The organism is Marinomonas vaga, assembly GCF_055388305.1.
The window spans coordinates 2502121-2525201 of the sequence record NZ_AP043903.1; the positions used below are offsets into that span (position 1 = coordinate 2502121).

Genomic DNA, 23081 nt, shown 5'->3' on the forward strand with positions numbered 1-23081 from the left:
CCGAATGGAATTTCGGCCTGTGTGACCGCTTTTGAAACTAATTATTAAGCTTCACTAGAGGTCATCTCATCGATCAGGGCTTGGGGCCATTGCTGTTGGATCTGCTCATAACTGTAGGATTGAGCCAATAGCCAATGTAGCTTGGCGAAAGCCGCTTCCAAAGTAATATCTTTACCATCTAGGATCCCCAGCTTACAGAGTAAAGAACCCGATGCATAGGCACCTTGTGCGGTACCGCTATGGGCACACTGGGTGACATTGATGACGGGTTTTTGTGCTTGCTGCATCTTACTTAAGAAGTCCACAAAACCTGTGTTTTGATCCGCTATATTCCCTGCGCCATAGGTCTGGATAATCACTGCACGGCACTCCGGGTCCTTCAAAAAGCCTTCGTAAGCATAATCAGACATGCCTGGATGGAGCACAAGGATGCCCACGCCATTATTATCAAACTCATAGTGACGCTTTGCCGGTGCTTGGAGAGCGCTTGGGTTCAATGCTGTACCAGCAAACTGTTTATGGATAGAAAGTTTCGCTAAAGGCTCAGCGTTAAAAGATTGAAACGCTGAAAAGTCATGGCTACTGAACTTAGTAACTCGACTACCTTGCATAAGAGTGTGGTGGAATAACACGGACACCATGCCAAAGCTTGGCTCGACGGCCAAGGCCATCGCGGATTCTAAGTTGCTGTTTGCATCACTACGACCCATGCCTAGTGGGATTTGAGAGCCTGTGATGATGACGTTTTTATTGCAGGTGCCCAGCATGAAGGACAGGGCGCCAGCAGTGTAAGCCAGTGTGTCGGTACCATGTAGGACAATAAAACCAGCATACTCATGCCAATGTTGCTGAAGGGCATCATAAATCTGGCTCCAGTTAGAGGGTGTAATATTGGAGCTATCGATGAGCGGGTTTAACTCGATCAAATCGAACTCAGGTAAGTCATCCAGACTTTCCCCAAGTGTGTCATGGATTCGAGCCTGCAGGCCAGAAGAGGGAGCCAGCCCGTCGTCTGTTTGCACCATACCAATGGTGCCGCCTGTGTATAGAATAAGTAGTTTAGAGGTCACGTTGTCTCCTTGGTGATCAGCTCGACAATTTCGTTGGAGCAATCATTTTTTCTGGCTTCAGTAGCTCGTTAAGCTGGTCTTCCGTTAGCAATCCTTCGAGCAGTATTAATGATTTCACCGTGGCGCCGGTGAGTAACGCTTCTCGTGCAATTCGAGAAGCATTGCTGTAGCCGATGTGTGGAACTAATGCAGTGATGATGCCAATACTGTTTTCCACATGGGCCAAGCACGTGGCTTCATTTGCTTGAATGCCCTGAATACATTTTTGATTGAGCATGTCACAGGCTTCACGCAGCATTTTTAACGAGTTTAATACGTTGTAAATGATCATGGGTTCCATGGCATTCAGCTGTAATTGACCTGCTTCTGCAGCAAGGGTGACCGCTAAATCTGACGCAATCACCTGATAAGCTGTTTGGTTCATGGCTTCTGGGATAACAGGGTTTACCTTGCCCGGCATAATCGAAGAGCCAGGTTGCATCTCAGGTAGCTTTATTTCACCAAGGCCTGTGCGCGGCCCACTCGATAGAAGCCTTAAATCATTACTCATCTTGCTTAACTTGATTGCCAAGCGCTTTAGAATACCAGAGAAGAAGACAAAAGCCCCCATATCGGATGTGGCTTCTACCAAGTTACTGGCTGGGGTTAGAGGCTTTTTAGAAATAATAGCGAGCTTTTCTATGGCCTTTTGTGAGTACCCTTCAGGGGTGTTGATTCCCGTACCGATAGCGGTACCGCCTAAGTTTACTTCACAGAGTAGGGCGCAGGCGTCCTGAATGCGGTCAATGTCTTCCCCAAGTGTGGTTGCAAATGCGTTGAACTCTTGACCCAGTGTCATGGGCACCGCGTCTTGTAACTGAGTGCGCCCCATTTTCAGTACGGAGGCGAACATTTGGCCTTTGGCTTCCAATGCTTCCTTCAGTTGAGCTAAAGCTGGTAGAAAGTTGTCCGCAGCAAACTGGATGCCCAGGCGCGCCGCCGTCGGATAGGCGTCATTGGTGGACTGGGATTTGTTGACATGGTCATTTGGATGCAGGTGTTGGTAATCACCAAGACCAAAGCCAAGTTTGCTTAAACCTATGTTGGCAATGACTTCGTTCGCGTTCATGTTAGTTGACGTTCCGGCCCCGCCTTGAATCACATCTACGATAAATTGATCGTGATATTGGCCGTTTATAAGATCCTGACAGGCATAGACAATGGCATCAGTTTTTGTGTCATCCAGCAGTCCAAACTCTTGGTTAGTGCGTGCCGCAGCGGCTTTGACCATGGCAAGGGCCTTGATCAGCTCAGGGAAGTGTCCAATAGGCACCCCTGTTATCTTAAAGTTTTGCGAGGCTCGCAGGGTTTGAATGCCATAATAAGCTTGCGCAGGAACATCCAAAGTTCCCAGAAGGTCGTATTCAGAACGTGTATCCATTTTATTACCTGACTTAGCATGTAAGGGAACAAGGAAATTGAGAGTCTGCTTAATGATGAAGCAAAGCGACACTCAGCGCCAAAGCTCTTCATGGGCACATCTTTTTAAATTTAGTGCCGATGTGTCATTATTGAAACGAATTTATCGTCAAATGTGGAGTTCGTATACTGATCTGTATTGTTGCTGATTGGTACTTTTTTGACGTCAAATAGCATCAACTTTTAGGTTTAACTACCTTCTTGGAAGCGTTAGTATGCTAGTAGTTCAGGAGGCCCCCAATGAATGAAAATTTCCCCGAAAATCTGCGGCTACTTTGCAGTTACTACAAGTCCATCGCAGATGTCTGCCGTCGATTAGCCGTAAACCGTCCGCAGTTTAACCGTTATCTAAGTGGAACCACCTTTCCTTCCAACAGCACCTTGCGTCGAATTTGTGACTTCTTTGGGGTGGAGGAGCATGAGATCTTGCTTCCACACAGCCAATTTAGACGTTTGTTGCAAGTGCGCCCCGTGACGGAACAAGAGCCGGTGGCGGCAACCCCTGAACAGCAATACTTTGACAAGCTTAACAGTGTTGGCCAAAGCGGCATTGAAAAGTACGTGGGGTACTATTTTGAATATTATTTATCCATGGCATACCCAGGTAAGGTGCTGAGAACTTTGGTGTGTATTGAGCGCCAAGGCAATAAAACCTATTACCAGCGGACTGAGCGTCTCAACCCACGTAAATCCGGTAAACCTTTTCATGGACTGTACAAAGGGGTCGTGCAGTTCTTGGGAGACCGAATCTTTTTGCACGATTATGAGACGCTTACCAACTTGGAAATGACTCAAACCGTGCTTTATCCCACGTTTAAAAATCGTGTGGACCGCTTAACTGGCTTGCGTCTCGGTGTTTCTGGCAGTGGCGAGCGCATGCCTTGCTGTACCCGAGTTATGCTGGAGTTCATTGGTAAAGAAATTAAGCGCAACAAGGTTATGCCCATGTTGGGATTGTATGATTACGATGACGAAGCTTTAGATGATGACATTCGTTTGTCTATTAAAAATGACATTGCAATCGGCGAATGGCACTTTCGAGCACGATTCTAGTCCAAGTGTTAGCGGTTTAAGTTTTCGAGAGACAGGGTGGTATGGATATGAGCGCAACATTTCCTTGGCGAAACAGAGGCCTAGCAAGTCATTTGGAATCGCTCCAAGAGCGCATTGAGCAAGCGGATAACTCGATATTTATTGATGTATTTGATCTGGAATCACTTCCTTCCCACGAGGGAGAGCTATCTGGCGCTCTGGTGTCTATTAAGTCCACATTTGATGTATTGGGATATCCTACTACCGGCGGAACAAAGATACTCAATCAAGGCATTGCTCAAGCGAATGCAGAGGTGGTTACCCGTTTAATCAGTGCTGGTGCCAAGTTGGTGGGCCATACCAATATGACCGAATTAGCGTACTCTGGATTGGGTTTAAATCCTCATTATGGCACCCCTGACAACCCCTTGTTACCCGGTCGTATTCCTGGCGGCTCCACCAGTGGTGGCGCCGTATCGGTGGCACTCAACTTAGCTGACATTGCTTTGGGCACGGATACCGGGGGCTCCCTGCGCATTCCAGCGGCATTTTGTGGTTTAACTGGGTTTAAACCTACTCAGGATTCAGTGTCGCGACAAGGTTGCTTGCCTCTGTCCAATGAACTGGACAGTGTGGGGCCTATCGCAAGAGATGTGGCAACCTGTCGACAGGCTTGGGAAGTGTTATCTGGCAAGCAGGCCGATGAAACTCAAGATCCCATTTATCTTGTAGTGCCCACCAACTTTGGGTTTGACGATCTTGATCCTATTGTTAAAGAAGGATTTGAGCAAGCGCTTGCCAACATAGAATCCTTAGGGATTATTGTCGAGCGGCGACATATTCCTCAGTTGGATGACTACAAAGAACTTCCTGTTTGGCAGTTTTCTGCAGTGGAAAGTCGCCGAGCCTACCAATCACTTTTTGATCTAAGCAGTGATCAGCTTGATCCGCGGGTGCGAAAACGAATGGCTCGGGGGACGGAAGTGTCAGATGAAGACTTTATGCAAACCTGCGTCTTAAGAGATCGAATCAAAGGCGATTATCAAGCTGCAGAGCGGAATACTTTTTTGCTTATGCCTACGGTGGCTTGCCTTCCACCAACCTTTGAGTCTCTTGAAGATGACGGGGTATTTGATCAGATGAACCTGCTTTGTCTGCGCAACACCACCCTTGCAAACGTACTGGATGGCTGCAGCATTTCGTTACCCTATCAATCGCAAGGTATGCCTATTGGTATCATGTTGACCGCTTGTCATGGTCGAGATGCGGATCTGTTAGCGGTAGCAGAGAAGCTGGAAACTGTTTTTTCTTAGACCTGAGGGTCTTCTGCCTAAATTAAGGCTGAATTAATCTTACCAGCTTATGTTTGTCTCACCTTAATTTGGATGAGGCTTGCGTAATGCGCCACTCAATAATCATTTGGGATCCTGTTGTCAGGGTTTTTCACTGGACGGTGGCAGCCGCTTTTCTGCTAAACGCTCTCATACTTGAAGAGGGCAGTGAGTTGCATGAATGGGCAGGCTATTATGTCTTAAGCATGCTTGTCATACGTGTAGTATGGGGGCTAATAGGCACCCATAATGCCCGCTTCGCAAACTTCTTTCCTAGTAAATTAGCCATACGCACTCATATTCAAGAGTTAATCTCAGGGAATATACCTGAAGATAATGGTCACAACCCTCTCGGAGCCATAATGATCTTTGCACTGCTCATAGGGCTGGCCTTAACAGGATTAAGTGGTTGGGCGATTGAAGGAGTGTTTAGTGGTGCTCACTTGGCGGAGGAGGTTCACGGATTCTTTGCTAATTCCACACTGGTGATGGTGTTTATGCATGTGTTAGCGGTAGTTGTATTTACGCTCAAAGGACCAAGGAATCTCATTGCTCAAATGATTACGGGTCGAGTGACAAGGCGCTAACAAGCATTCTTGGAAACGCCTTTTTAGTATTAATGTCTTCGGGTTGTCCGGTTATGTAGCAGCAGCAAGATAAAATATAGGCCGCCGACAATCGACACAATTGTCCCTGCAGCGATTTGAGCAGGGTACAGAATGACCTGTCCGAACCAATCAGCCCACAGCAATAACGTCGCCCCCAGCAAGCCAGCACAACCAATTTGTGCGCGAGCTTTCGTGGCACCTAGCATGATTGCCATATGAGGTGCGATTAAACCGATAAACGAAATAGGTCCTAAGGTGGCGGTAATAGTGGCACACAAAAGCGCCACTAATGAAAGTAGGGTAAGACTTGCCCATTGAACGGGGACTCCTCGTGCCGCTGCGAATCCACGTCCAATTGATAGCTGCGTCAACCAGCGAGAGCAGAGCAAAGCCCCAAAGGACATAACGCCCATACTGACCGCTAACAAGACACTCTGACTTGGGCTTACGCGATAAGTGGAGCCGGCCAACCAAAGTAATATGCGGTAACTGTCAGAAGTACCTCGAGATAAAAAGAATTGAATGGCGGCATCCAGTAAGGCAGTCACCGCAATCCCCGTAAGTATCAAGCTAGAAGGGGCGAACTGGTGTCGTTTACCTAACAATAGCAATAACCCTAAAACCGATAGGCTACCGACAATAGCAGTTGTCCAATGGGTCGATAGGGCGCTACTACCGAAGGCTAACGTGGTCACCACAATGGCAAATGTGGCACCGGCTGACACCCCTAAAATGTCCGGGCTGGCAAGAGGATTGTAGATCAGTCGTTGTAGCAGCACGCCTGCGATGGCAAGACCCATACCAGCCGCTATGGCACTGAGCATTCTGGGCCAACGAACCATCCATTGATACTCTGAAGGAAGCTGCCAAGTCCAAATGCCACTATCAAGCTGGATAGTGGTCGTCAGTATTAGGCCAAGCAAAAAGGCCGCCCCTAAGATAGGTAAGGTAAAGGGGCTAAGGTTAGATTTACCTTTGGGTAATATCAGAGCAAGGCTGTCCTGCGCCCTAAGCTTGCGCCGACAAAACCAAATCAGGGCGGGCGCGCCGACCAGAGCAGTGGTGACGCCGCTTGCAATGACAGTTGAGGTCATCTGGCTTAGAAAAAATGCAGCTCGATCCGTCAGCAGTAGAAAGATGGCACCCAGTACCATACTGGCCAGCAACTCTTGCCGCGGTGTTCTAGCCCCCATAGCGCGAGCGCAGTTAGGGGCAATTAAGCCGATGAAGCCAATGACGCCTACTATGGTAATGGTGCTGGAAGTGAGCCATATGGAAGCCCCAATCAGTGCTAAGAATGTCGGCAAGACGGCGAGGCCGCGAGCGGTGGCATTGTCTTGACCAAGACGCATTAACATTAGAATCCGTGGCGCAAAAATAAGCAGGGGGATGATTAGAAGCAGCTTTGGTAGTAACCAGAGAATGTCTTCCCAGCCATTTTGTGCAAGATCCCCAGCTCCCCACATGAAAATATTTTGCGCAAATTGCTCATTAAGCAGCATGATGCCAGTGGCAATGGCCCCCAGCAGAATATTCACAACCATACCCGCTACGACAACAGGCAGCCCTGTCATATTCTCGATGCCGACGATGGCGAGAATGAGAAAAAACGCTGCGAAAGAGCCCGCCATGGCAGCGTATACCGCGTAATCGCCCACCCATTGGGTAAACCATACATTCAGTATGATCAGTGCTAGCCAGGCGCCAGAAGACGTACCTAACGTAAGAGGTGAGGTGAGGGGGTTTTGGGTGAGTTGCTGCATTAAGCTGCCAACTAAGCCAAAAGTTGCGCCAACGATTAGTGCCATTGTTAATCGTGGCAAATGCCCAAAAAGATAACTGAAATCGGCAAAGCTCTCTGGTGACGTGGACTGAGTGATCAGATGCCATTGTTGATTAAAGGGCAAATTTGTTCCCAACAAGATACAAGCAATCAGAGCGCAAACCATTAATGGGATGGAGACTTTAGTAATCTGGCGTTCCATGGAAATTATTCCGCGAGTTCAAGCAAGCTTTGGGTATAACCCTCTGCCAAATATTTCAACGACATGGCTCCACCATAGCTCCACACGGGGTCTGCGGAATTGATTCTCTGCTCCCGAACAAATGGCATCGCTTTCCAAAGATATGAACGATTTAATTTATCCCAGTAGGGGAAGGGTAAAATGTTTAGAACATAGCCATTCGTGACATCTTTAAGTACGTCAATGCGCTTTTGAGTGACGCCCCATTGGGCCGCTGGTAAGGGAATGGGGTTGGTTAATCCGAGTCGTTTGAGAACATAGTCCGAGGTGGAGTTTTCGGTAAATAAGAATACCGAGCTTTCATCACTGAGTCTCACAGGCAATACGTTAGGTAAGTCTGATCCGAAGGCCTCTGTCAATTGAGCCTTTAATCTCGTGAACTCATTATCGAGTTCGGCGATTTTTTGATTAGCCAACTCTGATTGACCAAACAATTTGCCAAGCAACACAAACTGTTGGATAGCCACCTCGCCAGCGTTCACATCGGCGGTATAGTTTTCTAGATAGACAACTGGCGCTATTTTCTCAAGAGCGGGAATGATGTCTGCTTGAGTGGCTGTGGCAAGAATGACATCGGGAGTCAGGGCAGCAATGCGCTCTAAATTAGGCTCAGCACGAGTGCCCACATCAGGGACTTGATCTGGGATTGGAGGTTGCATCACCCACTCATTGTAAGACTGAATTTCTGTGGCACCCACTGGAATAATTCCTAGCTCAATGACTTGTTCCGTTAAATCCCAGTTGAGCGATACCACGCGCTTCGGAGTATGGTTAAACGTATGAGTAGTACGATTGTCTTCAAGGGTGAAGGCTAAGGCTGAACTGCTTATGAACAGCGCCATAATCGATGACACAATGGCCTTTAATGAAGCGCTGATATTAGGCATGGGCAAGTTCCTCAGGACAGACAACAGCCAGCTTGTTGGCACTGACAGGGTGGTCGATTAATTTTATTGAGGTGTTGTAAAGCGCTGAAAGTCGTTCCTCGTCCAATAAAAGCTCTTTATTACCTTCAAATGCGATCTTTCCTTTTGCAAGAGCGACAATGTGATCGGCGTAAAGTAGTGCCAAGTTAAGGTCATGAAGGATTACGATCATGCCTCTAGCAGCATCTTGGGTAATGTGAGCCAGTAGCGCCATTAGATGATATTGGTGTTGGATATCCAGTGCTGACGTAGGTTCGTCCAAAATCAAGACGGGCGACTGCTGTGCTAATAGCATGGCCACCCATGCTCGCTGTCTCTCCCCGCCGGACAGGTTGTCAGCAAGATGGTGCGAAAACTCTGTGACCTTGGTTTGTGCCATGGCCGCGTCTACCAATTGCTCATCTTCTTTGGACCAGCGGCCCAGCAGTCCACGCCACGGAAATCTTCCCAGTCTGACGACTTCGCGCACGGTTAAGCCTGCGGAGGCGGGCAGCTTCTGAGGTAAAAAGGCCACCTCTTTTGCTAACGCTTTAGCGTTAAATTGCGCCATGGGTTTGCCGTTTAGCGTGACTAGGCCTTGGTCTGGGGCTTGTTGTCCTGCTAGCAAGCTAACAAGAGTAGACTTGCCTGAGCCATTGTGGCCAAGCACAACAGTGAGTTTGTCGGTCGGGATCGTGAGTGTTGGAATGTCTAGAATACAACGATCGTCGCGAGTCATAAGAACGTCGGATAACTGATACATGTGAGATGGAAACTCCGATTCGGTTCTTTCAAAGAAATGATTGAGCGCGCCATAATACAAAACTCGTTGAAATATTGCGAATCATTTGCATTATCGTTTCATTTGGTTCACCAAACTGTCATGCAAACATCATGTAACTGACATCTCTCGTAGGCTAAATGTTTTGGTCTTTATTTTTCGGGCCTGCTTTGTGGAAGGGTAGGTACCGCAACAAAACTAAAATATTCGATTGAGGGAATTGCGATGTCAGTTAAGCAAGATCAAGTGCTAGGGTTTGATGAGCACGATGAAATGGTCCGTCCGGCGATGGAAGTGGTTGAGTTTGAAGAAACGGCAAAAGCCATGGTCTCTCGCCGTGGTTTCCTCTCTGGCGGTGCCGCAGTCGGCGCAACAGCGTTCGTAATGGGATCTACAACACTTGCGGCAGGTAAAGCGCTCGCTGGTGAAGAGATGAAAATGTCTCGCCTAGCGTTTGAAATGGTGAAAGCAAATGCCCATGACACAGTGACAGTGCCGAAAGGTTACAAGTGGGAAGTGTTGGCGTCTTGGGGTGAGCCTTTGTTCTCAAACGCACCTGCTTTTGATCCTAAAACGGGTGGTACCGGTGCATCGCAAGAAATGGCCTTTGGGGACCACAACGACGGTATGGCACTGTTTGTTCATAACGGTCGTCAAATCCTATGTGTAAACAACGAATACACTAACCTTAATACACTTCATGCTAACCGTGCCGACGGCAAGCCAACGACTGCGGATGACATTCGTAAAAGTAAAGCCGCTCACGGTGTGTCAGTGGTTGAAATTGCTCGTACTGGTGGTAATTGGGGGATTGTTAAGGACTCCGAATTTAACCGCCGTATTACTGCGGATACCGAAATGGACATTACCGGTCCAGCCCGCGGTCATGACTTGCTTAAAACCAAAGCGGACCCTCGCGGTGTCGTGGCGAAAGGAACTTGGAATAACTGTGGTAATGGACAAACCCCATGGGGCACTTACTTAACCTGTGAAGAAAACTTCAATGGTTACTTCTCTTCTTCAAATAAAGAATTCCCACTGACATCTCAAATGAAGCGTTACGGCATCAGTCATGATGATTGGGGTTACAGCTGGGCCATGGCAGACGAGCGTTTTGACCTATCTAAAGAGCCACAAGAGCCAAACCGCTTTGGTTACATCGTTGAAATTGATCCAATGAATCCTACTGCGCGACCTAAAAAGCGTACCGCTCTAGGTCGCTTCAAGCATGAAAACGCGGAAGTAGAAGTGGCTGCCAATGGTCATGTGGTCGTGTACTTAGGAGACGATGAGCGTGGTGAGTTCTTATACCGCTTTGTGTCTAAGAATAAGTACGTTTCCGGTGGTGATAATTCAAACCTTCTTGAAGAAGGTACTTTGTACGTCGCTAAGTTCAATGAAAACAATACTGGTCATTGGATGGCTCTAACGCCAGAATCGACGGGTATGACGGAAGCAGAAATTGCTATTTACACCCGTCTTGCTGCTTCTAAATTAGGGGCAACCACAATGGATCGCCCTGAGTGGGTGGCGTCTAATCCAAACAAAGCAGAAGTTTTCTGTGCTTTAACCAACAACAAAAACCGTGGTGTTAAGCCAAACGCGGGTGGCGATGCCACCCCTGCAGTAGGTCCGAACCCACGTGTGAAAAATAACTTCGGCCAGATCGTACGCTGGGTGCCTGCTAATCAGGACCACACTGCAGAGAAATTCACTTGGGATCTGTTTGTTCTAGCGGGTAACCCTGCTGTGTACGATGATGCTAATGCTGGCTCTAAGAACGTTAACAAAGACAATATGTTTAACTCTCCAGATGGTCTTCGTTTTGACAAAAAAGGCCTACTGTGGATTCAAACAGACGGTAACTACTCAAATGAAGGGGGCTTTGCAGGTCAAGGCAATAACCAAATGCTAGTGGGTGATCCTGAAACAGGTGAAATTAAGCGTTTCTTAGTGGGGCCAAAAGAGTGTGAAATCACTGGTGCCGCATGGAGTGCTGACCGTACAACTATGTTTGTTAGTGTTCAGCATCCAGGTGAGAAGGGCGATTCGGTTTGGCCAAATGGAGGCATGCCACGATCAAGTGTGATTGCCATTTCCCGTGAAGACGGCGCCATTATCGGTTAATACAGCCTTAGTAGGAAAAACGGCGCCTAGTGCGCCGTTTTTTTGTTGGCGGTTAAAGGCGCTGCTGAATGAGTGGTTTTTGAGCGCTTTGGAAAGACTTTAGAGACTGCATACAAGAGATTTGCAATAACTTGGTAGTTGGTTTCTAAGGTCTTGCATACACTTCTCTCTATCGAGCGGATCTGCTTTTGTGATCCATGCTCTACGTAAATGAGGAGAGGTATCATGGCAATTAAATCAAAGCGCGTCATTGAAGTTACGGCTCTGTCTGCTGTGTTGGCTTTGAGTGGTGTTCCCGCCGCCTATGCAGACGATCTAGAGAATCAAGTTGGCTTCAGTTTAAATAGCAGTGATAAGCACTTATTGTTGCATCAGGATGAGTCTGGCAGCTATATATCTGACAATCGTGGCGTTATTGAGCGCACGGCACACAGTAATGCATCTGATCAGGGAAGAGCGTCTCGCAGTGCTGGCTCCAATAATGGTGGCGGTAAAGGTGGGAATAAGAAATAGGGCTTTCGGTTCTATTTCCCCTAAGAACGAAAAAAGCCCCAAGCATTTGCTTGGGGCTTTTCGCATCTAAAAGATGGTACCAGTGGCCGGACTCGAACCGGCACGCTTTATAGGCAATGGATTTTGAATCCATCGTGTCTACCAATTCCACCACACTGGCCTTGAAAAAGGTGGTGCGTATTATCTAGGTTTCTCCGATAGAGTCAATACTTAAATTGAAAAAGTTTAAAACACTTGTGGCTTGGTTAAACCCTGAACAGTTGCTGTCTCATAACGCATAATAAAGCATCAGATAAAAAGGGAAATCCTGAGTTAACGTACCCAACTGGTCAGAAATTCGATAAAATGCCGCATCAATTTTATAGGTACTAGAAATAACTCATTATGCGCGTGTCTGATTATCGCTTTGAGCTGCCTGAGGAGCTCATCGCACGCTACCCTATGCCGGAGCGTACCGCTAGCCGTTTGCTCAAGCTAGATGGCCCGAGTGGTGCTTTGTCTCACAATACATTCACTGATGTACTGGATTTTGTTGAAGCGGGTGATTTGATGGTGTTTAACAACACCCGTGTAATTCCTGCCCGATTGTTTGGTCAAAAAGAGTCAGGCGGCAAGCTAGAGCTTCTCGTTGAGCGCCTTCTGTCAGAACATGAAATTTTGGCTCACGTCCGTTGCAGTAAGTCTCCTAAAGTAGGTAATCGCTTAGAGCTAGGTACCGACAGAGGTGCATCCCATGGAGCTACCATGGTGGGGCGTGATGATACTTTATTTCACTTGAAGTTTGATGAGCCGGTTTTGTCAGTGTTGGAAGCGGTGGGTCACATGCCATTGCCGCCATATATTGAGCGCCCTGATGATGAGAGTGACCAAGAGCGCTATCAGACGGTGTACAACAAAACCCCTGGTGCGGTAGCCGCACCCACAGCGGGACTTCATTTTGATGATGCGCTGTTGGAAAAGTTGAAGGCGAAAGGCGTAAAGGTTGCCTTTGTTACACTGCATGTTGGCGCGGGAACCTTCCAGCCAGTCCGTGTGGATGATGTGAAAGACCATATCATGCACTCTGAGTATGCTGAGGTATCTGAAGAAGTGGTAGAGCAGGTGCGGGCCACGAAAGCCAATGGCAAGCGTGTCATTGCCGTGGGTACCACCAGTGTGCGTTCTTTAGAGTCTGCCAGTCAATCAGGTGTGATTGAGCCTATGGCCAACGACACGAGCATTTTTATCTATCCGGGCTATGAGTTTAAAACGGTTGATGCCTTGGTAACGAATTTCCATTTGCCAGAGTCCACCTTGATCATGTTGATCAGTGCCTTTGCTGGCTATGATCATGTGATGAATGCTTATCGGGTAGCCGTAGAAGAAAAGTACCGATTTTTCAGTTATGGCGATGCCATGTTTATTACCCGCAACCCAGAGGTTGTCGGGACGAAAGTTGAGGAATAAGACGAATGTCAGATAAACGTCCAGAATGTTTTATGGACTTTGAGGTGTTTAAAACCTCAGGTAAGGCTCGCCGTGCGCGCTTGAGCTTTCCACGGGGCGATGTAGAAACCCCAGCTTTTATGCCCGTGGGCACCTATGGCACAGTTAAAAGTATGCTGACTCGTGATATTGAAGAGATCGGTGCAGACATTATCTTGGGTAATACTTTCCATCTTTGGTTGCGCCCCGGAACGGATGTAATCAAAGCTCATGGTGACTTGCACGACTTCACCCAATGGAAAAAGCCAATCCTGACGGATTCTGGTGGTTTCCAAGTATTTTCTTTGGGGGCCATGCGTAAAATCACCGAAGAGGGCGTAAGTTTTCGCTCCCCTGTAAATGGTGACAAGGTGTTCTTAAGCCCAGAGATCTCGATGCAAGTACAGCGGGATCTTGGTTCGGACATTGTGATGATCTTCGATGAGTGTACGCCTTATCCAGCCACGGAAGACCAAGCCGCTAAATCTATGCGTATGAGTCTGCGTTGGGCCCAGCGTTCCAAAGAGGCTCATGGTGACAGTCCTTCTGCTTTATTTGGTATCATTCAGGGCAGTATGTATGAGCAGCTTCGGGATGAATCCCTTGAAGGGCTGACGAATATCGGCTTCGATGGCTATGCCATTGGAGGCTTGTCAGTAGGCGAGCCAAAAGAAGACATGGTGCGCATTCTTGATCATCTGGCCCATAAAATGCCCGAAGATAAGCCCCGTTATTTAATGGGGGTCGGCAAGCCAGAGGACTTGGTGGAAGGTGTCCGCCGAGGTGTCGACATGTTTGACTGTGTGATGCCAACCCGCAACGCCCGTAACGGTCATTTGTTCACTTCGGAAGGGATTGTGCGTATTCGTAATGCGTTTCACCGCCATGATGCCAATCCGTTAGATAAAGAATGTGACTGTTACACTTGTAAAAACTTTTCTCGGTCATATTTACATCATCTTGATAAGTGTCAAGAAATGGTAGGAGCTCAGCTTAATACCATTCATAACTTACGCTACTACCAGAACTTAATGGCGGGATTGCGTAAGGCGCTTGATGAAGGTAGATTTGACGCCTTTGTTGATGAATTTTACGCAAAACGTGGTATGGAAACCCCACCGCTGAGCGAATAATGATCAAAAAAGTGTTTTTGTTTGTCTTTTGAACAAAAGTGCAACCGTTTTATTAACCATTGGAGAGTAATCACCATGATCGCTTTGATCTCACCAGCTTACGCTGAAGGTGGCGCTCCGGCAGACGCAGGTATTTTTAACCTAGTTCTGTTGGTAGGTTTCGTCATCATTTTCTACTTCTTGATGTGGCGCCCACAATCAAAACGTGCCAAAGAGCATAAAAACTTGTTGGCTTCCTTAGCAAAAGGTACTGAAGTGGTAACAAGCGGTGGTGTTCTAGGTAAAGTAACAAAAGTTGATGATAACTATGTTGTACTAGACGTTGCTGAAAACATTGAGATGAAATTCCAGAAGTCCGCTATTGCTGCGGTATTGCCAAAAGGCACTCTGAAATCAATCTAATGTCTATGGAAAAGCGCCTTACGGCGCTTTTCTATTTTCTTGGTTATTTTTTTCTCTAGTTCCAAGGACTATCCATGCTTAACAAGTACCCCTTGTGGAAGTATTTGCTTATTTTGCTGGTCATCGTATTCGGTGTTATTTACGCATTGCCTAATCTTTATCCAGATGACCCAGCACTACAACTATCCACTCAAAAAGCCACAACTGTGGTTGATCAGCGTTCATTGAATCAAGCTGCTCAGGCTTTGGAAGAAGCCGGAATTGAATTAAAGCAAGCAGAGTTAACGTCTGCTGGCGGTACCTTACGTTTTAATAACGGTGAGGACCAACTAGCGGCCCAGCCGGTTGTCGCTTCGGCACTTGGGGACAACTTCGTTGTTGCATTAAACCTAGTACCAACCACACCAGATTGGTTGGCGGCAATTGGTGCAGGCCCGGCTAAGTTAGGCTTGGACCTTCGTGGAGGCGTTCATTTCTTATTGGAAGTGGATACGCCGGCGGCTTTGAAACAGCGTTTGGATGTGGCCGCAAGTGAGATGAAGACCTCCCTTCGTCAAGAGCGTATTCGTTACCGTAGTGTAGACATTACTGATGGGGTTATGTCGATTCGCTTCTTACAGGAAGGTGACCAGTCTCAAGCTGAGAACTTATTAGAAGATGCTTTCCCTGAATACATCTACAGCACTCGTGACGAGGGCGACGATTACTACGTTGATGTGAGCTTTACAGAAGCGGCTACCCGTGAGATCGAAGCTTATGCATTGCAGCAGAACTTAACCACCCTTCGTAATCGTGTGAACGAGCTAGGTGTGGCAGAGCCATTGGTTCAGCGCCAAGGCAGCAATCGCATCGTGGTGGAGTTGCCGGGTGTTCAAGATACGGCCGCTGCAAAACGTATTATTGGTGCAACGGCAAACTTGGAATTTCGTCTTGAAGCGGGTCTTGACGCCAATGCTGCAGACACTGATACCTTAACGTTCCGTGATGGCAGTGGTCGAACCGCGCGTTTGGATCGTGATGTGATCATTACAGGTGACAGCGTATCGGATGCTAACTCGTCCTTTGATGAGAATGGTCGTCCACAGGTAAACATCAGCCTAGATGGTCGCGGTGGTTCGGCCATGGCGCGAGTCACTCGTACCGCAGTGGGCCGCAATATGGCGGTTGTGTTTATTGAGCACAAGAGCCGTACTCGTTTTGTGACTGACGAAAACGGTGAAGTGAACGAGGTGCGTCGAAGTTACAGCGAGAAAGGCATTATCTCTCTTGCAACGATTCAGACGACTTTGGGTAACTCCTTCCGTATTACCGGGCTTGATAGCCCACGTGAATCCTCTGAACTTGCTTTGTTATTGCGTGCAGGGGCGTTGGCTGCGCCAATTTATTTTGTGGAAGAACGTACCATTGGTCCTAGCCTAGGTGCAGAAAACATTCGTTTAGGTGTTTTGTCTGCGCAAATTGGTTTGCTGGTGGTCATGGCCTTCATGTTGGTTTACTACAAGGTGTTTGGTGTGTTTGCCAACATCTCATTGGCATTGAACATTGTCTTGTTGATGGCCTGTATGTCGCTACTATCTGCCACACTTACCTTGCCGGGTATTGCGGGTATCGTACTGACAATGGGGATGGCAGTGGACGCCAATGTCTTGATCTTCTCCCGGATAAGGGAGGAACTCAGAGCTGGGTTGCCGACTCAGCAGGCGATCCATTCTGGTTTCAATCGTGCTTTCACGACCATTTTAGATGCCAACATTACGACCTTGCTGGTGGCGGTTATCCTATTTGCGGTCGGTACTGGTCCGGTTAAAGGTTTTGCGGTGACCTTATCTCTCGGGATCATCACGTCCATGTTTACGGCGATCCTTGTGACGCGTGCCCAAATTAATTTGGTGTACGGCGGCCGTAAAAACAAACGTCTGTTTATTTAAGGAGGGCATTGAATTATGAATATTCCATTTATGGCAATGCGCAAAATCGTTGCGATGTTCTCCATTGCTATGGTGTTGATTTCTCTTGGCTCGTTAGCGGTTAAGGGTTTGCAGTTTGGTTTGGACTTTACGGGTGGTACCCTGATTGAGGTGCAGTACAGTCAGGCGCCTGCCCTTGATGATGTGCGTCAGCTTTTGGCTGATGGGGATTACAGTGATGTCACCGTGCAAAACTTCGGCTCTCCCACTGACGTGGTCGTTCGTATGGGGAATGCCTTTACACCGACCCTAGGTGATGAAGTGTTGTCTGTACTGCGTGCTGATGGAAGCGTTAGTGTTGAGCTAATGCGTTCTGAGTACGTGGGTGGTCAAGTAGGCGAAGAGCTGCGTGAGCAGGGCGGACTAGGTATGCTGCTGGCACTGGCCATCGTCATGATCTATGTGGCAGTGCGTTTCCAGTTCAAATTCTCGGTTGCTTCTGTGGTGGCCTTGGCTCACGACGTGATCATCACGTTAGGTATTTTCTCCCTGTTTGAGTTTGAATTTGACCTAACGGTGTTGGCCGCGTTATTGGCGGTCATCGGTTACTCTTTGAACGATACCATCGTTGTTTGCGACCGGATTCGTGAGAACTTTCGAATCATGCGTGACACCACCCCTTACGATTTGATTAATGAGTCCATCAACCAAACGCTAGATCGAACCATCATTACGTCTATGACCACCTTGTTTGTGTTGGTCGTGCTGTTCTTCTTTGGTGGTGAGAGTATTCACAACTTCTCATTGGCATTGCTGATTGGTATTTTGATTGGTACTTATTCATCTATCTTCGTGGCGGCGAACTTACTGCTTGCCCAGAAAGTGACCCGTGAGGATTTGGTGCCGACTCCAAAAGAAGAGTTAGAAGACGAAATGCCTTAAAGGTATTTCGAGAGGAAATAAAAAAGCGACCATTCGGTCGCTTTTTTTGTGCATTCAATAAATGGCAACTTAGTTCACAAGCGTACCAAATGGCATGCCCATTTTAGTTGGGGTTTCTGCCGCCAGTGTTTCGTCCCAATTAACCGCGTCTTTGCCAAACAATACGATAGCGGTGGAGCCAAGTTTAAAGCGGCCCATTTCTGCACCTTTTTCAAGGGTGATGTCAGAGAGTTTTTGGTAATCCCAGGTTTGCACCTGCTTGCTAAAAGGTGTTACTTGGCCAGTCCACACTGTTTCAATGCTGGCAACAATCATGGCGCCAACTAGGATAACGGCCATGGGGCCAGCTTCTGTCTCAAAGAGGCAAACGGTCCGCTCGTTGCGGGCGAAGACATTAGGGATTTGCTCGGCCGTGACTTTGTTCACGGAGAATAATTTGCCTGGCACATGGATGGTTTTGACCAGTTTGCCGGTGAGGGGCATATGGACGCGGTGGTAGTCCCGAGGTGATAGATAAACGGTGGCGAATTTGCCGCCAAGGAACTGGTTTGAGAGCTCGGCATCCCCACCGATGAGTTCGGTTAAGCTGTAGGTATGGCCTTTTGCTTGGTAGATGGTGCCATACTCAATGTCACCCAATTGGCTGATGGCGCCATCGGCAGGGCAGGCAATGGTATTGTCTCCCTCTACGATAGGACGCAGCTCGGGCTTAATAGCACGGGTGAAAAAATCGTTAAAGTTTCGGTAGCTGAATGGGTCTTCGTTGACCGCTTCGCTCATGTCGACATTGTATTTTTTTACGAACTGTCCAATGAAGGTGTCTTTTACCCAGGAATTCTGGCACTGCGCGATGCGTCCCACAAAACGAGATAAACACTTTTGTGGTGTGATGTGTTGTGCGAATGCAAATAATTGGTCTTTGTTCACGGTCTTAAGTCCATTAGTCAGCGAGTTTTATCACTCGTTTAAAGGTGTCGAATTGCTCTTGGCTTAGGGCTGTTTGGCCGGCAAGCCAGTAAATGTAGGTTTCTTGCTCTGATACAGGAGAAGAGGCTAAGAATAGGTGCTGCTTTTCATGAAACAGCTTGTCGGCATTCTCAGGCATTTGCCTTAGCATGCTTGCAAGTTTGCTGTCGTTAAAGTGAACGGCCACACGCTTGCTGGTTAATTTGCTGATAACAGGCGTGGAAGCGTCCCATTTCACTTGTTTAATTTGGCTGACGTCATAACCAAATTGAAGCATGGGAGATAACTTGCCTGTGGCTGTATCGTGGCGCAAAATCAAAATCTGATCACAGCTGCCTTTAAATAGGCTAAGCAAAGCTTTCATGGCCGTAGCAGTGCGCTGCTTAGGCTCGCTCAGGGTTTTTAACTTTTGCTCTAAGGCTGCCATGGGTGAGACTTTAACTCGTTTAGTGACAGGTGCTTTGCTTGCAGAGGTTCGTGTGTAGAGTAAAGGAGACAGTAGTTGTGCCGCTAGGCTCTGTTTGGCATCAATGGTGAACTCTTGGGCTGCCTCTCGTGTGGCATAGTGAGTTAGCTGAATCGCATCCCCGAGTTTGATGTGAATAATGGCGGAAATGACCCGATAGTAAAAAGGTAAGTTTTTACTGCCCCAGCCCATGACATTAGCCTCTTGGGAGATGCGGCTTGCACAGTAGGCTAAGATCAATGGACCGTTCATTAACAGTGTGACACGTTTGTCTTCTGCGAAGCCCGGTAGTTGATCGGGGGTATGGGTTAGGCGTGCGATAGATTGGAGCTCTTCCGCCGTCGGTATTTGATCTGTTAGGAAAGAGTCGATGATGATCTGGGGCACTTTCCATTCTTTGAAAAGTGCGACAGTTAATTCGTCAATTCGACAGCCCAGTAGGGCTTGCTCACTGCTTTCAGAGGCATCCCCTTTTCTAACACGGGTAGTAAGCTCTTGCATGATGTCGTGGGCATGGAACCAAAGTAGCCAGCGAACGGCATCTCGGAAAAATGTAATCCAGTAGACATCATCTATTCGGCTTATTTTCTTTTCCAGGGCCCATTGTTTCGCTATGGCAGCCGCTTCGTAGCTGGTTTGAACTTCTCGCCAAAATGCCGCATGGGCTGGATTCTTTCTGGAGTATTGGTAGGGTTCTAGGCTATCGAATATGGTTGCAATGCCTTTCATGCCGATCATGGATGCGGCGTGAATAGGGCTTTTTATGTCATTGCGTTTGTATTCCACTATCATGTTGGCACGATTCAAAATCGCAAAAGCTAACATGGGTTCTGATGCAATGTTGCTCTGCATCCGATCCAGTGTTTCATCAGGTGTCTTGATTTGCTTCCTGAGTTTAGCAATGTTGTCAGAGCCAACTGGAAGTTTTCGGTCTTGCAGATAAAGTAGCCATTCGGTGAGGCCAGAGGGTGACTTGTTCTTCATAGCTCGTTACATTTAAGGCTCAAGACAAAGGTAAGTAGTTAATGCACCAATGATTTGTAAAGTGCATGATTAGTTTAATCATACTTTATATTATTGGGTGAGCATACACCGTCGAAATATAGGAATGAATTATGTTTGTGTTAGCAGGGATACTCTTAGTATTAGTAAGTGTTGTGACGGGGTATTTGGCTTCCCATGGGGAACTGCTAGCACTCTGGCAGCCATTCGAAGTGGTGATTATCCTTGGTGCCGCTTTAGGTGCATTTATGATCGCTAACCCTTTTTCACTACAAAGACAGACGTTGAAGTTGCTCCCCCAAGTATTTTTGGGTAGCCGTCATAATTCTGCTTTTCAAGCACAGTTACTAGGGTGTGTGTACTCTGTTTTTCAGCGTAGTCGCCAAGAAGGTTTTTTAGCTGTAGAGCAGGATATCGAGGCACCTTTTGAAAGTGAGTTGTTTTCGCGCTTTCCCGATGTGGTTCGTGATCATGCTTTGGTGGAATTTTTTACTGATAATTACCGTATTTTTACCCTGACAGGCCTGCCTTCCCATGAGCTAGAAGCCATGATGGAGGGGGAGCTAGAGCTTATTCAAGAGGAGTTGAAGGCTCCCAGCCATGCAGTGACCCGGGTGGCAGAGGCGTTACCAGGTTTTGGTATCGTGGCTGCGGTACTTGGGATTGTGATTACCATGGGCTCTATTGGTGGCCCGATGGAAGAAATTGGTGCCCATGTTGCCGCTGCTCTGGTGGGCACTTTCTTAGGGATATTTTTTGCTTACGGCTTTGTAGGTCCAATGGCTTCCCATATGGAGCATCTTGGCGAGCAAGAGTTTCAATCTTATTTATGTTTGAAATCTTGTTTAGGGGCCATGTCTTCAGGTCATCCGCCAACCGTATGTGTTGAGGCTGGGCGGAAGATGCTACCCGTTCATATGCGTCCAAGTTTCGTTGAATTAAACGAGATGGTTAAGCAGTACCGCTAGGGGGCTTTGTGAAAAATTCTGGGTTGGTAATACGGCGAGTCAGGAAAATCAAAAGGGGCGGGCATCATGGCGGGGCTTGGAAGATAGCCTTGGCAGACTTTGCTTTGGCGATGATGGCATTTTTCTTGGTGCTGTGGATTATTAATGTTGCTTCTCCAGAAGAATTAGCCGCCATTGAGGGGTACTTTAATGACCCAAAAGGAATGTCTACGGCAGGTTACAGCAATAAACCCATTGATTTGGGCGGCAGTCCAGCGAAAAGTGTTGAACAGAAGCTGGATTTAGACTTGCCCGAGCCGGGCAGTACTTCTGAGCTGACTGATGAGACTGAAATGCGCTTAGGCAACGATGGGGAGGAGTTGGAGCGTATGAATGCCATGATGGAAGAAGAGTTGCAAAATATCGAGTTCTTCCAGTCAGAGGACAATAATATGCGCATCGAAATCACCCCTGAAGGTGTTCGCATTACTCTGTTAGATGACCCAGACAAGCCCATGTTTGAGTCGGGAAGCAGTCAATTGGTCCCAGACATGGAGACCACATTGGTTTCCATGGCATCCGTGTTTGCGAAAACGGACAATCCAATTGTTGTGACGGGACACACGGATGCGACGGCATTTCAGGGAAGTGATTTTGAAGACAATTGGGATCTTTCAAGTGCTCGCGCTAATGCGGCTAAAGTGGCGCTTCTGGAAGGAGGGTTGAACCCAGGGCGAGTTGCTCAAGTCATTGGCTTGGCTGATACGGTGCCTTATAACCGGTGGGATCCTGCTAGCTCTGAAAATCGCCGTATTACGCTTACTTTGTTAACGGATGAAGCGTATCGACGTTTGTTATCTCAAAATAGGCGTCGTTTTGGTGGAGAGCCAGTGGAACTGGCTCCCGGCTTGACCCCTGAAGGAGTGTTTTAAAAGGCATCGTTGTCACGGATGGATTGACGAATACGTAGATAGCTCTCGAAGCGGTGAGCTGTGATTTCACCGTTTTCAAGGGCCTCACGGATGGCGCACCCCGGTTCTTGTTCGTGAGCACAGTCTCGAAATTTGCAGTATCCCAAGTGTGGACGAAACTCGATAAAGCCTTCTAATAGCTCGTCTTCGCTAATGTGCCACAAGCCAAATTCACGGATCCCAGGAGAGTCAATTAGATCTCCTCCGATAGGCATATGGAAAAGCCGTGCCGTGGTAGTGGTATGGGTGCCTTTTTTACGCTTTTGAGACAACTCTCCCACACTGATTTCGATGTCCGGAAGTAAGGTTCCGATCAATGATGATTTGCCGACCCCAGATTGCCCTACGAAAACGCTGATTTTGTCTTTTAGGAACTCATAAAGCTCTGACATGGATGCATCGTTTTTAGTGGAGGTGCGAATCACTCGGTAGCCCAGATCTGTGTAGGTCTGTAGGAGTGAGTCGAGGGCTTCTTTGTTAGTGTCGTCGATGAGGTCACATTTGTTTAACAAGATAACAGGAGGGATGTCGACGGTTTCTGCTGCCACTAAATAGCGGTCGATAAGGTTAGCGTGGGGGACAGGTTCCGCTGCGATTACAACAACAATGAAGTCTATATTGGCTGCAACAGGCTTTAAGCGACCATGCATATCAGGTCGTTGCAATAGGGTGTCTCGATCAGCACGTGCGACCACCACGCCACCTTCTGTGTGTTTAGGGCGCCATACCACTTTATCACCGGTAACAAGCTGTCCTAGGTTCGCGCGCATATTACAGCGTGTGCTGATGCCTTCGTAGGGTACTTGAGTGCCTTCTACTTCTACTTGAGTACCAAAGTGAGAAATGATTATGCCCTCGGTTTCAGGGCCAAGATCAGACGATTGTAGAGTTTCTTCGGCTTTGTCTGCTCGCTTTTGCGTACGTTCCATACGCTCTTTGTGGATGCGCTCAATGCGCCAAGCTTGCTGTTTGGTGAGCTTTCTTTTCGACATGCTTTCAGGTGGGTCGTTAATTTAAACGCATAGAGTATAA

Annotated in this window: 20 protein-coding genes and 1 tRNA gene; 12 read left to right on the top strand and 9 right to left on the bottom strand. The window is 47.7% G+C overall.

Going from position 1 to position 23081, the window contains the following annotated elements; translation table 11 throughout:
• Nucleotides 1-44 precede the first annotated feature (44 nt).
• Both ACZ5DR_RS11730 and ACZ5DR_RS11735 read right to left on the bottom strand, forming a co-directional pair.
• Complete coding sequence (locus ACZ5DR_RS11730) at nt 45-1070, bottom strand: asparaginase (RefSeq protein WP_377369557.1); 1026 nt, start codon at nt 1068-1070, stop codon at nt 45-47.
• A gap of 16 nt (nt 1071-1086) precedes the next feature.
• Complete coding sequence (locus ACZ5DR_RS11735) at nt 1087-2490, bottom strand: aspartate ammonia-lyase (protein ID WP_377369559.1); 1404 nt, start codon at nt 2488-2490, stop codon at nt 1087-1089.
• Between the two features lie 278 nt (nt 2491-2768).
• Between ACZ5DR_RS11735 and ACZ5DR_RS11740 the strand changes: the two genes are divergently transcribed.
• The 3 genes from ACZ5DR_RS11740 (at nt 2769) to ACZ5DR_RS11750 (ending at nt 5478) form a co-directional block, all read left to right on the top strand.
• Entirely contained in the window at nt 2769-3581 is an 813-nt protein-coding gene (locus tag ACZ5DR_RS11740) for a helix-turn-helix transcriptional regulator (RefSeq protein ID WP_377369561.1), read from the top strand.
• A gap of 47 nt (nt 3582-3628) precedes the next feature.
• Complete coding sequence (locus ACZ5DR_RS11745) at nt 3629-4873, top strand: amidase family protein (RefSeq protein WP_377369563.1); 1245 nt, start codon at nt 3629-3631, stop codon at nt 4871-4873.
• 86 nt (nt 4874-4959) lie between these two features.
• Entirely contained in the window at nt 4960-5478 is a 519-nt protein-coding gene (locus tag ACZ5DR_RS11750) for a cytochrome b/b6 domain-containing protein (protein WP_377369565.1), read from the top strand.
• 29 nt (nt 5479-5507) lie between these two features.
• Here ACZ5DR_RS11750 and fhuB read toward each other — a convergent pair whose 3' ends face one another.
• Genes fhuB through ACZ5DR_RS11765 form a run of 3 tightly spaced genes read right to left on the bottom strand, consistent with a single transcriptional unit; the run spans nt 5508 to nt 9191 of the window.
• Entirely contained in the window at nt 5508-7484 is a 1977-nt protein-coding gene (gene fhuB, locus ACZ5DR_RS11755; protein ID WP_377369567.1) for a Fe(3+)-hydroxamate ABC transporter permease FhuB, read from the bottom strand.
• Nucleotides 7485-7489: 5 nt separating this feature from the next.
• Complete coding sequence (locus ACZ5DR_RS11760) at nt 7490-8410, bottom strand: ABC transporter substrate-binding protein (protein WP_377369569.1); 921 nt, start codon at nt 8408-8410, stop codon at nt 7490-7492.
• Nucleotides 8403-9191, bottom strand: coding sequence for an ABC transporter ATP-binding protein (locus ACZ5DR_RS11765; RefSeq protein ID WP_377369571.1), 789 nt, complete (start codon nt 9189-9191; stop codon nt 8403-8405). The genes ACZ5DR_RS11760 and ACZ5DR_RS11765 overlap by 8 nt, the downstream gene beginning before the upstream one ends.
• Nucleotides 9192-9434: 243 nt before the next feature.
• Here ACZ5DR_RS11765 and ACZ5DR_RS11770 point away from each other — a divergent pair, with 243 nt between their 5' ends.
• Together ACZ5DR_RS11770 and ACZ5DR_RS11775 are read left to right on the top strand one after the other, a co-directional pair.
• Entirely contained in the window at nt 9435-11336 is a 1902-nt protein-coding gene (locus ACZ5DR_RS11770) for a PhoX family protein (RefSeq protein WP_377369573.1), read from the top strand.
• 225 nt (nt 11337-11561) lie between these two features.
• Complete coding sequence (locus tag ACZ5DR_RS11775; RefSeq protein ID WP_377369575.1) at nt 11562-11849, top strand: hypothetical protein; 288 nt, start codon at nt 11562-11564, stop codon at nt 11847-11849.
• Between the two features lie 74 nt (nt 11850-11923).
• Here the strand turns inward: ACZ5DR_RS11775 and ACZ5DR_RS11780 are convergent.
• Nucleotides 11924-12009, bottom strand: a tRNA-Leu gene (locus ACZ5DR_RS11780).
• Nucleotides 12010-12233: 224 nt separating this feature from the next.
• Between ACZ5DR_RS11780 and queA the strand changes: the two genes are divergently transcribed.
• From queA to secF, 5 genes are all read left to right on the top strand, one after another.
• Nucleotides 12234-13295 (top strand): tRNA preQ1(34) S-adenosylmethionine ribosyltransferase-isomerase QueA, encoded by a 1062-nt coding sequence (gene queA / locus ACZ5DR_RS11785; protein ID WP_377369577.1) that lies wholly within the window; start codon nt 12234-12236, stop codon nt 13293-13295.
• Between the two features lie 32 nt (nt 13296-13327).
• Complete coding sequence (gene tgt, locus ACZ5DR_RS11790) at nt 13328-14446, top strand: tRNA guanosine(34) transglycosylase Tgt (protein WP_464543918.1); 1119 nt, start codon at nt 13328-13330, stop codon at nt 14444-14446.
• Between the two features lie 75 nt (nt 14447-14521).
• Nucleotides 14522-14848: a preprotein translocase subunit YajC gene (gene yajC, locus ACZ5DR_RS11795; RefSeq protein ID WP_377369581.1), complete on the top strand. Its 327-nt coding sequence runs from the start codon at nt 14522-14524 to the stop codon at nt 14846-14848.
• A 74-nt stretch (nt 14849-14922) separates the two neighbouring features.
• The gene (secD, locus tag ACZ5DR_RS11800) at nt 14923-16776 is read left to right on the top strand and encodes a protein translocase subunit SecD (protein WP_377369583.1); all 1854 of its coding nucleotides are present in this window, start codon (nt 14923-14925) and stop codon (nt 16774-16776) included.
• Nucleotides 16777-16791: 15 nt separating this feature from the next.
• Nucleotides 16792-17697, top strand: coding sequence for a protein translocase subunit SecF (secF, locus tag ACZ5DR_RS11805; RefSeq protein WP_377369585.1), 906 nt, complete (start codon nt 16792-16794; stop codon nt 17695-17697).
• A 69-nt stretch (nt 17698-17766) separates the two neighbouring features.
• Here secF and asd read toward each other — a convergent pair whose 3' ends face one another.
• Both asd and ACZ5DR_RS11815 read right to left on the bottom strand, forming a co-directional pair.
• On the bottom strand, nt 17767-18624 hold the full coding sequence (gene asd, locus ACZ5DR_RS11810) for an archaetidylserine decarboxylase (RefSeq protein ID WP_377369587.1): 858 nt from the start codon (nt 18622-18624) through the stop codon (nt 17767-17769).
• Nucleotides 18625-18637: 13 nt separating this feature from the next.
• Nucleotides 18638-20113 carry an HDOD domain-containing protein gene (locus ACZ5DR_RS11815; protein ID WP_377369589.1) on the bottom strand — a complete coding sequence of 492 codons (1476 nt, stop codon included), beginning with the start codon at nt 20111-20113 and terminating at the stop codon, nt 18638-18640.
• A 131-nt stretch (nt 20114-20244) separates the two neighbouring features.
• Here ACZ5DR_RS11815 and motA point away from each other — a divergent pair, with 131 nt between their 5' ends.
• On the top strand, nt 20245-21099 hold the full coding sequence (gene motA, locus ACZ5DR_RS11820; RefSeq protein WP_377369591.1) for a flagellar motor stator protein MotA: 855 nt from the start codon (nt 20245-20247) through the stop codon (nt 21097-21099).
• An 89-nt stretch (nt 21100-21188) separates the two neighbouring features.
• On the top strand, nt 21189-22010 hold the full coding sequence (locus ACZ5DR_RS11825; RefSeq protein WP_464543586.1) for an OmpA family protein: 822 nt from the start codon (nt 21189-21191) through the stop codon (nt 22008-22010).
• On the opposite strand, the gene rsgA is transcribed toward ACZ5DR_RS11825, so the two are convergent.
• Nucleotides 22007-23041, bottom strand: a complete 1035-nt coding sequence (gene rsgA, locus ACZ5DR_RS11830; protein ID WP_377369595.1) for a small ribosomal subunit biogenesis GTPase RsgA — start codon at nt 23039-23041, stop codon at nt 22007-22009. The two genes, ACZ5DR_RS11825 and rsgA, sit on opposite strands and share 4 nt — an antisense overlap.
• Nucleotides 23042-23081 lie beyond the last annotated feature (40 nt).

Coding starts and splice junctions, on each gene's coding strand:
- secD (WP_377369583.1), top strand. CDS start 14,923: ATGCTTAACAAGTACCCCTTGTGGAAGTATTTGCTTATTTTGCTGGTC.
- ACZ5DR_RS11760 (WP_377369569.1), bottom strand. CDS start 8,410: ATGCCTAATATCAGCGCTTCATTAAAGGCCATTGTGTCATCGATTATG.
- motA (WP_377369591.1), top strand. CDS start 20,245: ATGTTTGTGTTAGCAGGGATACTCTTAGTATTAGTAAGTGTTGTGACG.
- ACZ5DR_RS11740 (WP_377369561.1), top strand. CDS start 2,769: ATGAATGAAAATTTCCCCGAAAATCTGCGGCTACTTTGCAGTTACTAC.
- ACZ5DR_RS11775 (WP_377369575.1), top strand. CDS start 11,562: ATGGCAATTAAATCAAAGCGCGTCATTGAAGTTACGGCTCTGTCTGCT.
- secF (WP_377369585.1), top strand. CDS start 16,792: ATGAATATTCCATTTATGGCAATGCGCAAAATCGTTGCGATGTTCTCC.
- yajC (WP_377369581.1), top strand. CDS start 14,522: ATGATCGCTTTGATCTCACCAGCTTACGCTGAAGGTGGCGCTCCGGCA.
- ACZ5DR_RS11735 (WP_377369559.1), bottom strand. CDS start 2,490: ATGGATACACGTTCTGAATACGACCTTCTGGGAACTTTGGATGTTCCT.
- ACZ5DR_RS11765 (WP_377369571.1), bottom strand. CDS start 9,191: ATGTATCAGTTATCCGACGTTCTTATGACTCGCGACGATCGTTGTATT.
- tgt (WP_464543918.1), top strand. CDS start 13,328: ATGGACTTTGAGGTGTTTAAAACCTCAGGTAAGGCTCGCCGTGCGCGC.
- queA (WP_377369577.1), top strand. CDS start 12,234: ATGCGCGTGTCTGATTATCGCTTTGAGCTGCCTGAGGAGCTCATCGCA.
- fhuB (WP_377369567.1), bottom strand. CDS start 7,484: ATGGAACGCCAGATTACTAAAGTCTCCATCCCATTAATGGTTTGCGCT.
- ACZ5DR_RS11770 (WP_377369573.1), top strand. CDS start 9,435: ATGTCAGTTAAGCAAGATCAAGTGCTAGGGTTTGATGAGCACGATGAA.
- ACZ5DR_RS11815 (WP_377369589.1), bottom strand. CDS start 20,113: ATGAAGAACAAGTCACCCTCTGGCCTCACCGAATGGCTACTTTATCTG.
- rsgA (WP_377369595.1), bottom strand. CDS start 23,041: ATGTCGAAAAGAAAGCTCACCAAACAGCAAGCTTGGCGCATTGAGCGC.
- ACZ5DR_RS11750 (WP_377369565.1), top strand. CDS start 4,960: ATGCGCCACTCAATAATCATTTGGGATCCTGTTGTCAGGGTTTTTCAC.
- ACZ5DR_RS11745 (WP_377369563.1), top strand. CDS start 3,629: ATGAGCGCAACATTTCCTTGGCGAAACAGAGGCCTAGCAAGTCATTTG.